The organism is Streptomyces sp. 4F14, assembly GCF_048159485.1.
In the GTDB taxonomy this organism is placed as follows: Bacteria; Actinomycetota; Actinomycetes; order Streptomycetales; family Streptomycetaceae; genus Streptomyces.
The window spans coordinates 140,820-152,619 of the sequence record NZ_JBLRVY010000001.1; the positions used below are offsets into that span (position 1 = coordinate 140,820).

7 protein-coding genes are annotated in these 11,800 nt (G+C 70.9%); 3 read left to right on the plus strand and 4 right to left on the minus strand.

The window, feature by feature from the left end; translation table 11 throughout:
* Nucleotides 1-4: 4 nt before the first annotated feature.
* Nucleotides 5-931, minus strand: coding sequence for a carbohydrate ABC transporter permease (locus tag ACLZOT_RS00620; RefSeq protein ID WP_416966638.1), 927 nt, complete (start codon nt 929-931; stop codon nt 5-7).
* A 229-nt stretch (nt 932-1,160) separates the two neighbouring features.
* Between ACLZOT_RS00620 and ACLZOT_RS00625 the strand changes: the two genes are divergently transcribed.
* The 3 genes from ACLZOT_RS00625 to ACLZOT_RS00635 all read left to right on the plus strand — a co-directional run bounded on the left by ACLZOT_RS00625 (nt 1,161) and on the right by ACLZOT_RS00635 (nt 4,475).
* Entirely contained in the window at nt 1,161-2,225 is a 1,065-nt protein-coding gene (locus ACLZOT_RS00625) for a LacI family DNA-binding transcriptional regulator (protein ID WP_416966639.1), read from the plus strand.
* A 213-nt stretch (nt 2,226-2,438) separates the two neighbouring features.
* Nucleotides 2,439-3,251: an MHYT domain-containing protein gene (locus ACLZOT_RS00630; protein WP_416966640.1), complete on the plus strand. Its 813-nt coding sequence runs from the start codon at nt 2,439-2,441 to the stop codon at nt 3,249-3,251.
* A 330-nt stretch (nt 3,252-3,581) separates the two neighbouring features.
* Entirely contained in the window at nt 3,582-4,475 is an 894-nt protein-coding gene (locus ACLZOT_RS00635) for a S1 family peptidase (protein WP_416966641.1), read from the plus strand.
* A gap of 48 nt (nt 4,476-4,523) precedes the next feature.
* On the opposite strand, the gene ACLZOT_RS00640 is transcribed toward ACLZOT_RS00635, so the two are convergent.
* Genes ACLZOT_RS00640 through ACLZOT_RS00650 form a run of 3 tightly spaced genes read right to left on the minus strand, consistent with a single transcriptional unit; the run spans nt 4,524 to nt 10,990 of the window.
* A complete protein-coding gene (locus ACLZOT_RS00640) occupies nt 4,524-5,141 on the minus strand; it encodes a histidine phosphatase family protein (protein ID WP_416966642.1) in 618 nt (205 codons plus the stop codon).
* A gap of 8 nt (nt 5,142-5,149) precedes the next feature.
* Nucleotides 5,150-8,638: a carboxylic acid reductase gene (gene car, locus ACLZOT_RS00645; protein ID WP_416966643.1), complete on the minus strand. Its 3,489-nt coding sequence runs from the start codon at nt 8,636-8,638 to the stop codon at nt 5,150-5,152.
* 51 nt (nt 8,639-8,689) lie between these two features.
* Entirely contained in the window at nt 8,690-10,990 is a 2,301-nt protein-coding gene (locus tag ACLZOT_RS00650) for a LuxR C-terminal-related transcriptional regulator (RefSeq protein ID WP_416966644.1), read from the minus strand.
* Between the last annotated feature and the right edge of the window lie 810 nt (nt 10,991-11,800).

Here is an 11,800-nt window from a genome sequence, read left to right on the forward strand (position 1 = left end):
TGCGTCACGCTCCCTTGCGCATGCCGCGGAGCTGCACGACGTAGGCGACGATCATCGTGATCACACCCATGATGATCGCGACGGTCGCGGAGTAGTTGTGCTGCTGGCCGTTGAAGGACAGCGAGTACGTGTAGAAGTTCGGCGTGTAGTCGGTGGTGATCGCGTTCTTCGCGAGCGGCTGAAGGATGCTCGGCTCGTTGAAGAGCTGGAAGCTGCCGATGATCGAGAAGATCGTCGCGATGACCAGCGAACCCCGGATCGCCGGGATCTTGATCGAGCGGATGATCCGCCACTGCCCGGCGCCGTCGATCTCCGCCGCCTCGTACAGCGAGGTCGGGACGACCCGGAGCGCCGAGTAGAAGATCAGCATGTTGTAGCCGACGAACTCCCAGGTCACGATGTTGCCGATGGAGGCGAGCACCCAGCTGGGGTCGAGCAGGTTCGGCAGCGTGACCCCGAACGCGTCGTTGATGTCACGGACCAGGCCGTACTTCGTGCCGTACATGAAGCCCCACATCAGGGTGGCGACCACGGCGGGGACCGCGTACGGCAGGAAGATCGTGATCCGGAAGAAGCTCTTGCCGTACAGCCGGCCGCTGTCCAGCGCGAGGGCGACCAGCAGGGCGATGCCGAGCATGATCGGCACCTGGATCAGCAGGAAGAGCCCGACCCGGGCCAGGGAGTCCCAGAACTGGGAGTCCTGGAGGGCCTGGGTGTAGTTGTCGAGGCCGACGAAGTGGTTCCCGCCGATGAGCTGGTCGCGGAAGAGGCTCAGGTAGATCGAGTACGCGATCGGCGCCAGGAAGACGAGAGCGAACACGGCCACGAAGGGACCGATGAACCCCCAGCCGGTCCAGGAACGGCGGTCCTTCTTCGCCGGAGGCGGTGCCGGCCGCGGCTCGGCGGCGGCCGGCGGTTGCAGCGTCTTCATGATCGATCCTCGCTCGTCCACTCATGGAACCCGCGGCGCCTCGTGGTTCCCGGTGCGGCGCCGCCCCGATGTTTACGTAAACATCAGCCAGCAAAAAAAGAGACCTGAGCTGTTATGTTTACGTAAACATCTGATGGCGGCATGTCTACACTCCTCCGATGACGCAGGTCAAGGGTCTCCGGGGGAGAGTGTGGCCGAGGTGACGAGAGGAAGAGGCCGGGGGTTGAAAATGGACACGACACACAGCATCCCGGCACAGGGGTCCGGACCTGCCGAGACCAGGGGCAGGCGGACGAGCGTGTCGATGGCCGACGTCGCCAGGGTCGCCGGCGTGTCCTCCCAGACCGTCTCGCGCGTGTCGAATGGTTATGCGGGCGTGACCGAGGAGACACGTCGCCAAGTGCTCGACGCGATGCGTGAATTGGGCTACCGGCCCAACAGCGCCGCCCGTGCCCTCAAGCGCGGCGAGTTCCGCACGCTCGGCGTCATCACCTTCTCCCTCTCCTCCACCGGGAACGTCCGCACCCTGGAGGCGATCGCCAACTCGGCCGCCGCCGAGGGGTACGCGGTGACCCTGCTCCCGGTGGCCGTGCCGACCCAGGACGAGGTTCGCGGCGCCTTCACACGCCTGGAGGAACTCGCCGTCGATGCGGTGATCGTGATCATGGAGGTGCACCTCCTCGACGCGGCGACGATCAACCTCCCGCCGTACGTCCAAGTGGTGGTCGCCGACTCCGACGCGGGCGAGCGGTACACCGTCGTCGACACCGACCAGGCCGGGGGGACGCGGACCGCCGTCCAGCACCTCCTGGGGCTCGGGCACCGTACGGTCTGGCATCTGTCGGGGCCCGAGGACTCCTTCGCCGCGCAGCGCCGCACCGACGCCTGGCGGGACACGCTCGTGCAGGCGGGGCGGCCGGTGCCGCCGCTGGTCAGCGGGGACTGGTCGGCCGAGTCCGGGTACCGGGCGGGGCTCGACCTCGCCGCGCGGGAGGACTGCACGGCCGTCTTCGCGGCCAACGACCAGATGGCGCTGGGGCTGCTGCGGGCGCTGCACGAGAGCGGGCGGCGGGTGCCCGAGGACGTCAGCGTCATCGGGTTCGACGACATCCCGGAGGCGTCCTCGTTCCTGCCGCCGCTGACCACGCTGCACCAGGACTTCGCCGAGGTGGGGCGATTGTGCGTCCGGGCGGTGCTGCGGAAGATGCGGCACGACGGGCCCGCGCACGGGACGACGCTGGTGCCGACGCGGCTCGTGGTGCGGGAGAGCACGGCTCCGCCGCCGGAGCGGTGAGGGTTCGAAGGGTCTGATTCAGCCACCGCGTGATGTCGCGGGGGCTGTTTCGGTATGCCCGGACGCGGGCGGGGTGAGGCGTCGAGGTGGGGCATATGGGCGGGTAATGCGGCGATCATGCGGCGGAGTTGTGGTTGAATGGTGAAGGAATTGGTCAAGTGGCTTGTTTCGCCTGCCCTGTTCACCGTCCCCGCCCCTGTCTGAAAGAAGCCGATGGCCGCCACTCTCTCGGAGTTCCACTACGGTCTCGTCACCCCCGTCGCCGCCTACGTCATGGCCTGCGTCGGCTCCGTCCTCGCCCTGCGCTGCACCACCCGCTCCCTGCGGCGCACCGGCGGTGAACGCCGCTGGGGCTGGCTCGCGCTCGGTGCGACATCGCTCGGCTGCGGGATCTGGACCATGCACTTCATCGCGATGATCGGCTTCACCGTCAACGGCAGGCTCATGCGCTACGACGCCGGCCTCACGGTCCTGAGCCTCCTCGTCGCGATCGCCGTCGTCTCCGTCGGCGTCTTCCTCGTCGGCTACCGGGGTTCGGGCCCCGTCACCCTCGGCATCGCGGGCACCGTCACCGGGCTCGGCGTCGCCGCCATGCACTACCTGGGCATGGGCGCGCTCAAGCTCAACGGACAGGTCCGGTACGACACCGGGGTCGTCCTGCTCTCCGTGGTCATCGCCGTCGTCGCCGCGACCGCCGCGCTGTGGGCCGCCGTCTCCATCAGCGCCGTGTGGGCGACGATGGGGGCGAGCCTGGTCATGGGGGCCGCCGTGTCCGTCATGCACTACACGGGCATGTCGGCGGTCAGCGTCCACGCCGCGCACGGCGCCGTCGGCGGGCAGTCCTCCGCCGACCTGCTCTCCTTCATGCTGGCCATGCTCGCCGGGCCGCTGATCCTGCTGCTGATCGCCGGGGTCATCGTGATGTTCGACCCGGAGGTCGTGATGGGGCGTACGGAGTGGGACAAGCCGCAGGCGTCCGAGGCGCCGGAGCAGGCGCAGGGCGTGGGCGCGTTCGACTGGCGGTGAGCCGCGGCTCGCACGCCGGGGGCCGTAGCGGCAGGGCGCGAATCGGTCATCGTCGCGCCTGGGGCGTACGGGGTGGAAGTTCTCATAAGTGAACGGTGGGTCAGGCGGATCCCGGGGGGATTCGCCTTGGGGTGACTGGGGTCGGGCGGGGTTTCGGGGTGGGTGCGGGCGGGCGTCCGGAAATTGAGCTTGTTCCGCGTCCCGGGCGGAGTTGAGGATTTCTGTGTCAAAACTTGACGCGCTCATGACTGAACCAAGGTCCGGCGTGTGCATGTGCACCCCGCAGGTCCGCCACCCCAACGGGCCTGAACCCCCACTTCGGAGGTCACAGTGAGAGTTGCCCGCACCCTGTCCAGGAGAGCCCGCCTCGTCGCCGTCGCGTCGGCGTTCGTCGCCGCGTCCGCGCTGACCGTGCCCGCGGCGGTGGCCGACACGGCGCCGGCGAAACTGAGCGGCGCCCAGCTCGCGCAGGTCACCGACGCCGTCGAGGCCGCCGACGTCGTCGGCACCGCGTGGTACACCGACCCGGCCAGTGGCAAGGTCGTCGTCACCGCCGACGCGAGCGTCAGCGCCGCCGAGATCGCCGAGATCAAGGCCGCCGCCGGTGACCGGGCGGGCGGACTGGAGATCAACCGGACACCCGGCACGTTCAGCAAGCTCATCGCCGGCGGCGAGGCGATCTACTCCGGCGGGCGGTGCTCCCTCGGGTTCAACGTCCGCAGCGGCAACACCTACTACGCCCTCACCGCCGGGCACTGCACCGCCATCGGCTCCACCTGGTACACCAACTCCGGCCAGAGCACGACCCTCGGCACCCGGACCGGGTCCAGCTTCCCCGGCAACGACTACGGGATCATCCGGCACGCCAACGCCTCGGCCGCCGACGGGCGCGTCTACCTCTACAACGGCAGCTACCGCGACATCACCGCCGCCGGCAACGCGACCGTCGGGCAGTCCGTCCAGCGCAGCGGCTCCACGACCGGGCTGCGCAGCGGGTCCGTCACCGGTCTCAACGCCACGGTCAACTACGCCGAGGGCACGGTCAGCGGCCTCATCCAGACCAACGTCTGCGCCGAACGCGGCGACAGCGGCGGCTCCCTCTTCTCCGGCACCACCGCCCTCGGCCTCACCTCGGGCGGCAGCGGCAACTGCACGAGCGGCGGGGTGACCTTCTTCCAGCCGGTCACGGAGGCGCTCAACGCGTACGGAGTGAGCGTCTTCTGACACGCCGTCAGTACGGCGCCCCGGGCTCTCCGGGGCGCCGTTCGCGTGTCAGGGGAGGATGCCGAGGGCGGTGACCTGACGGTTGTGGAAGCGGTCGTCCTCGAACAGCGTCGTGACGCTCCCCACCGGCACCGGGAAACTGACGTGGCCCACGCTCTCGACGGGCATGCCGATCCAGGCCGCCACGACGAGCGTGAGCGTTCCTCCGTGGGTCACCACGATCTGATGCGCGCAGGGCCGTGCCAGAACGGAGTCCAGGGCGGCGTACACCCGCTGCGCCCAGGCCCCCTTCGTCTCCGCCCCCTCGATCCCTTCGTCGTGCCCCAGTCGGTCACCCCGGACGGGCGGCACGACGAACCTCTGCTCCAGCCACTCCTGGGGCCGGCCCTCCGCCTCCCCGTACGACTTCTCCCTGAGGTTTCTGTCCAACACGGGCTCCACGTCGAAGACTTCACCGATCGCGGTGGCCGTCTGGCGGGTGCGCAGGAGGTCCGAGGAGTACACCTCCGTTGCGGCGCCCTGGGGGACGCGCTCTCGCAGCCAGTGAGCGGCACGGCTCGCGGCCCGCAGGCCGTCAGGGGTGAGGGACGAGTCGTGCCAGCCGCCGACGACGTGATCGATGTGGTGGGTGGCTTCGGGGTGGGTGACGATGTGCAGGGTGCGCATGGGGATCTCTACCACAGGCCCAACTGGCGTAGGTCCGTCGCGTACTTGGTGATCAGGTCGCGGGTGAGGTGAGGGATGTCCTTGTCGGGGCCGACCCCCGCCTCGCGGACGGCTTCGCGGAAGTGGGTGGCGGGGACCGCCGAGGTGGGGGTGGGGGGCTGGGGGGTCGTGAAGGCGTGGAGGAGGGGGAGGAGGGTGTGGGGGCGGTGGTGTTCGGGGAGGGCGCGGAGGGCTGTTTCCAGGCGGGGGGACCAGGTTGTGTGGGGGAGGCGTTGGAGGGGGTGGCCCGCCTGCTCCAGCCAGGTGATGAAGGTGTCCAGGGAGACGCCGTCGGCGTGAGGGTTGACCGCGTTGTAGGTGCGGTGCGTCGTCGGACCCGGTTGTGCGCCCAGGGTGTTGACCGCCTCCGCCGTGAAGTCGACGGGGAGGCCGTCGAAGTGGGCGGGGCCCGGGCCGGAGTAGAAGGACGTCGGGGCCAGGCCGGTGCTGAGGACGCTGAAGACGAGGCGGGTGAGGACGTCCGCCGGGTTGAGTTGGCCGGTGTAACGGGGGTGGGCGAGGATCAGGTCCGAGCGGAAGACGGTCACGGGGAGGCCGAAACGGGCGTGCGCTTCCCGGAGCAGGACCTCGCCGGCCCACTTGCTCGTGCCGTATCCGGCGGCGTACGCCTCGTCCAGGGGGCGTTCGGGGATCAGCTCACGGATGTCCGTCGACTCGTCGAGGTCCGTCGAGATCGCCGTCGTCGAGACGTACACGAACCGTTTGACGCGGGCCGTGAGCGCGAGGCGGATCAGCTCGGCCGTGCCCACCACGTTCGGCCCGAAGAGCTGCTCGTACGGCAGGACATGGTTGACCAGCGCCGCCGGGTGCGCGATCAGGTCGACGTCCGTGGCGAGGCGCCGCCAGGTCTCCTCGGCGAGCCCGAGGCGCTCCGCCCCGATGTCCCCGGCGAGGACGTCGAGCCGCCCGGCGGCCAACTCGCGGTAGCGGCGCAGGAGTTCCGCGTCCCCGGAGTCGAACGCCGCGTCCAGCCGGGCCCGCGCGTCCACGTCGTCCTTGCCGCGTACGACACAGACGAGGCGTCCCCCGTCGGCCGCGAGCCGCTCCAGCCAGTCGAGGCACATGAACCGGCCGAGGTAGCCGCCCGCTCCGGTGAGCAGGACCGTCCGGGGGAACTGTCCGTCAGGCGCCGGGAGTTGGGCGGCGGCGGCCAGCGTGCCCGCGTCGAGGAACTTCTCCAGCGCGAGGTCGGCGGCCCGTACGACGCCGCTGTCCGCGCCGTGCACCGAGGCGGACGTCGGCCGGCTCGCCCCCGACGCGAGCCGCGCCTCGATATGGCCGGCGAGGGTGCGCAGGTCGGCCGCGGGACTGAGGACCGTGCCGACCGGCACGTCCACCCCGAAGATCTCCGTGAGCAGCGTCGAGAAGGACAGCGCGGACAGCGAGTCCCCGCCGAGGTCGGTGAAGCGCGCGTCGGCGGCCGAACTCCCCAGCAGGGCCTGGGCGGCACCCGACACCGTCTCGAACACCGGCCGCCCGGCGCCCTCGTCACGCAGGACGCGCACCGCGTCCTCCTGGGCCCGCGCCAACTCCTCGTACAGCGCCTCCAGCCGATCGCCGTACCGTGCCTTGAGGCGGGGCGGGAGGTTCTTGCGGGTGTCGCTCAGCAGCCCGTTCGCGAGCGAGAACGGCTCGGTCTCGACGAGGAACGCGCGCGGGATCTCGTACGAGTTCAACTCGGCGTCCCGGGCGGCCTGTTGGAGGGCCTCGGTGAGGGCGGTGTCGAGATCCGCGCGGCCGAGGGCTTCGTCCGTCGGGACGATCACCGCGAGGAGGTAGGGGCGTTCGCTGTTGCCGTACACGTAGATCTGCCGGATCAGCGGGTGGGTGACGTACACGCCTTCGAGGCGGGAGAGGGCGACGAACTCGCCCTGGGCGAGCTTGAGGACGTTGTTGCGGCGGTCGACGTACACGTACTGGTCGGGGCCGACCTCGGCCATGATGTCGCCGGTGCGGTAGAAGCCGTCCGCGTCGAAGGCGGCGGCCGTCTCCTCGGGGCGCAGGTAGTAACCCGGCGTCAGGGTCGCCGACTTGAGGACCAGCTCGCCGCGCGGGTGGGGTGAGTCGGTGGAGTGGTAGCCGAGTTCGGGGACGTCGACGAGTTTGATGTCGGTCACCGGGGGGCGCTGGACGCGGGTGTTGAGGAGGACGGAGCCGGTCTCGGTGGAGCCGTAGCCGTCGAGGACGGGCAGGTCGAGGCAGGTGCGCATGAACGTGCGCAGGTCGGCGGAGAGGGGGGCGCTGCCGTACAGCGCTTGGATGAGCCGGCCGCCGACGAACCGCTCCCGCAGATCCTCCAGGACGGCCGCTTCGAGCGCCGCGCCGTCCGCGAACTCGCCCGCGCGCCGGGCCACTTCGGCCTGGTACTCCTGGAACAGCAGGTCGCAGACCCGGGGCACGAACAGCAGGGCCGTCGGCCGGGCCAGCGCGATGTCCTCGAACAGGGTCGACAGGTCGCTGTGCGCGGTGAAGAAGGAGATGCCGCCCCGCCGCAGCGTCTCCACGAGCGAGGAGCGGCCCGCGACATGGCTCAGCGGAAGGTAGTTGACGACGAGGGACGCCACGTCGTCCGGGATCGGTACGGCGCCCGCCCACGCCCGGTGCAGCATGCGTTCCGTCTGGACGGCGCCCTTGGGGGTGCCGGTGGAGCCGGACGTGTAGATCAGCAGCCGGACGGGGTCCTCGCCGGGAGCGGGCGCGAACAGCGGGGCCGGGGGCAGGTGTCGGCCCCGCTCGACGACCTCGTCGAGGGTCAGCGGGGCCGCGTGCCCGGCGGCCGTCAGCCGTACGGACGCCGCCTCGAACGCCTCGCGCTCCGCGTCGGCCTCGGGGTGCAGGTCGAACACGACCAGCCGCGGGGCCACTTCGGCGGACAGTGCCAACTCCACGGCCCGGTCGAGGAGTTCGAGACTGGTCGCGAGCACCTTCGGCCGGGTCTCCGCGAGGATCGGGGCGAGTTGGCCGAGCGGTGCCCCGGTCTGGAGCGGCACGGACACCGCCCCGTGCCGCAGGCACGCCAGGTCGACGGTGACGTGGTCGCCGCTGGTGAAGCCGTAGACCGCCACGAAGTCCCCGGGCGCCAGCGGCAGTCCGGGGTGCGCCGCCCACTCGGCCGCGAGCGCCCCGGCCCGCGCCCACAGTTCGCCGTAGGTGACGGTCGTGAACTCCGGCAGCAGCCGCAGCGACGTCCGCCCGGTGACCCGGTCCGTGACGGGCGTCGTCGCGCGCCGCGCGAGGGCCGGGCGGTCGGCGTACCCCTCCATGACCGTCGCCACCGTCCGCGACAGCACCTGGTCGCGCGCGGCCTCGCGGACCGCCTCGCGCACCGAGGGGAGCGGCATCGCGGCCCGGTACTGCGGGTCGCGCGCGGACAGTTCCGCGACGAGACGGGCCGCCCGGCTCAGAGGGGGGACGTCGGCGGGGGGCTTCGCGGGCATGACCGTCACCTGTTTCCGTGCGGGGAGGGGTGTACTGCGGGGAGGGACGTACTACGCGGGCCGGGCGCTGTGGCGCAGCGCCAGTTCGGGGCGGCCGCCCCGGGGCAGCGCCGTGGCCGAGGCGCCCGCCTGGTAGCAACGCGCCAGCTCCACCCGGGACTTGATGCCGAACTTCCGGAAGATGTTCCGCAGGTGGTAGTTGACCGTGTACGAGGACAGGTGCAGCTTCCCGGCGACCTGCCGGTTGGTCATGCCCAGCACGACCAGTTCGGCGACCGCCCGCTCGGAGTGGGTCAGCCCCTGTTCCGGACCGACCGGTCGGTTTTCCGCGGGCCGCGCTGAGGACGCCGTGGCCGACCCGAGACGCGCCGCCATCCGGGCCGCGTCCCGCAGCGCCCCGGCCTCCTCGTACAGCTCCCGCGCCGCGACGAACTGCCGCAGCGCGGCGCTGTCGCCGGTGCCCCGGCCCAGCAGCAGGATGCCCAGATCCTCCGCGGCCCCCGCGGCGGCCCAGGAACAGCGGTGCTCCCGGCGGGCGCGCGCGAGAGCGCCCTCGTCGTGATGGAGCAGACCGGCGGCGTGCAGCGCCGACACGTTCAGCGGGGCGTAGTCCGCGTTGTCGTGCGCGAGCGTACGGACCGTACGGACCACCTGCTCGGCCAGGTGCGGGGCGTGCCCGGCGAGCGCGGTGCGCACCAGCCAGGCGGCGGCCCCCGGCTCCTCCGTGAACAGCAGCGGCCCGGTGACCAGACCGGCGTACTGATGGCCCAGCAGCTCCACGGCGCGCGCGGCGCCGTGCCGCTCCGCCGCGATCTGGAGGGCGACCCACTCCGGCTGGGCGCAGAACACGCGATGCGCGGCCAGCGGCTCCTGGTGCCGGCGGGCCATCAGCTTCTCCGCTTCGCGCAGCTCGCCCTCCCGCAGGGCGGCGAGCGCCTGGACCGTCGTCGCCAGCGGCAGCAGTGTGCCGTCCGGCTTGCGGACCTCGCCCATCGAGGACTCGATCCACCGGGCGGCCCGCTGGTGATCGCCCTTCAGGCTCAGCAGCCGGGCGGCGACCGCCGTGAGCGCGAGTCCCGAGGGCGGCGGACCGGACGGCTCCGCCCAGCACTCCGCCTTGCGCAGCAGCCGCTCGGCCTCGGCGGGCTCGCCCAGCAGGGAGAGTTCCAGCGCGACCGAGTTGGTGACCAGCTCGTCCATGAAATCGGCCTTGCCGGGCGGGACGACCGAGGCGGCCTCCCGGCTCAGCCGCAGCGCCTGAGCCGGGAGGCCGTCGAGACGGGCGCAGGCGGACCGGATCGTCAGCGCGAACGCCTGCCCCGAGGAGTCCTCGACCGCCGCACGGTTGTGGAACAGGGCGATCGCCACCTCCCGCGCCTGTTCGGTGCGGCCCTCGTCGAGGAACGAGACGGCGCGCGCGTAAAGGATCGCCGCGCTCTCCTCGCGGGGCGGGTCCGGCGCGGTGGCGGTGTCGGTCGCGGACACGGCGTCGATGAGGATCTGGCGGACACCGGGCGCGGTGCCGTCCACGACGGTCCTGCGCAGGAGTTCGTTGCGGAAGGCGAGCCGGCCGTCGTCGTGGCAGTCGAGCAACCCGGCGTCCACGGCCCGCTGGACGAGGGCGGCCAGGTTCACGGCGGGGACGTCGGCGAGGACCGCGGAGAGTTCGCCGAGGCTGAACTCCGGGCCCAGGACGGCCGCCGTCCTGAGCATCTCCCGCACCTGTTCGCCCTGCTCCCTGAGCAGGCAGGTGACGGTGGAGCGCAGGCGCCTGGGCACGGCTGTGCAGGTCAGGGCGGCCTGCCGGCCCACGACACGGACCTGGCCGTCCTCGCGCAGCCCGGTCGCCAGCGCCGTCGTCAGCAGCGGGTGGCCCGCCGCCTCCGCGGCCAGCGCCGTCACGGAGGCGTCGGGGACGGCGCCCAGGATGTCGGTGAGGAGTTCCTGCACCGCGTCGGGGGAGAGCCGGCCCAGGGTCAGGCGCGTGCACCCCCAGTCGTCGAGGGCCCGGACGAAACGGTGCACGTCGAGGCTGCACGCCTGGTCGCGCAGGGTCAGGAGCCACAGATGCGGGCGGTGGCGCAGCGAGGCCAGGTCGGCGGTGAGGCGGCGCAGCAGGGTCTGGTCGGTCTGGGTGTGCAGGTCGTCGAGGACGGTCAGGGTGGGGCGGTCGTCGGTGCGCGGCGGGAAGGTCCCGTCGCCGGCGTGGACGAGGTGGAACGCACGCTCCTCGGCGATGCGGCCGACCTCGTGGACGAGGCGCGATTTCCCGAAACCTTCGTCTCCTGAGACGAGTATCACGCCGCCGCGGCTGGACTCCGCTTCGGCGATTGTCTGGAGTATGAGGCTCATTTCCGGTGATCGGCCGCGCAAGGGGCTGTGTGACACGTGACCTCACGTAGTTCATGTCCGGGAGGGGAGGATATCGAACGAAGGTGGGTCCCGTACCTGAGGAATTGACGGATCGTGCGGCGGGTGTGCGGAGTACCGTGGAAGTTGACGATCCTTCAAAAGGGTGCGGGGGGAGTTCTTGAAGGTTAACGCGATCCGTTGAACATTAACACGCTTTCTTGGTGCATCCGTTACACGTCGGAAGCGAAAACTCCGTGAATGGATGGAAACGGCGGTCGAGGCGGCATGGGGTGACACGGGTCACCGGTTGACGCCGCCCCGGCCGCCAACTCCCGTGCGCCCCTACCCGGTTGAGTAGCTGTCGAACCACCCCGTGAGCCAAACCTACCTGCTCAGGTGGTGACACCGGCTGGATCCGGCGGTGATGGTGGACGCCGGGGCGCAGGGGCCCGGGGTAGCTCATGGGGAGTATTCGATCTTCGAGGGGGAGTGGTTTGCGCGAAGCGGCACCCCGCTCGCCATTCGTGAATGGTGTTGCGACTCACAGTCCGAAAATCCTGAACAGTGCCGGACCCGGGGACGGCATATTTATCGATCATGACCTGGGTCACAGGGAGGGCGTGTCAAGAGTCCGTCCTGTGCCCTGGACTACGGAAATCCCCAGTTTTGCGGCGCGGGACTACGGAAATCCCTAGTCGACTCTTTCACTCCCGAGCCACGGCTAATTCGCAATCCGGTCGATTCATCGAAGTTCTGGACTCTCCGGGGTTCTCCTGACACCCCGGAGAGCCGCCGTGTGCACACGGCACC

What these genes read in the sequence shown, in the direction of transcription:
- ACLZOT_RS00625 (WP_416966639.1), top strand. Translation starts at nt 1,161, where the DNA reads ATGGACACGACACACAGCATCCCGGCACAGGGGTCCGGACCTGCCGAG.
- ACLZOT_RS00630 (WP_416966640.1), top strand. Translation starts at nt 2,439, where the DNA reads ATGGCCGCCACTCTCTCGGAGTTCCACTACGGTCTCGTCACCCCCGTC.
- ACLZOT_RS00650 (WP_416966644.1), bottom strand. Translation starts at nt 10,990, where the DNA reads ATGAGCCTCATACTCCAGACAATCGCCGAAGCGGAGTCCAGCCGCGGC.
- ACLZOT_RS00640 (WP_416966642.1), bottom strand. Translation starts at nt 5,141, where the DNA reads ATGCGCACCCTGCACATCGTCACCCACCCCGAAGCCACCCACCACATC.
- ACLZOT_RS00620 (WP_416966638.1), bottom strand. Translation starts at nt 931, where the DNA reads ATGAAGACGCTGCAACCGCCGGCCGCCGCCGAGCCGCGGCCGGCACCG.
- car (WP_416966643.1), bottom strand. Translation starts at nt 8,638, where the DNA reads ATGCCCGCGAAGCCCCCCGCCGACGTCCCCCCTCTGAGCCGGGCGGCC.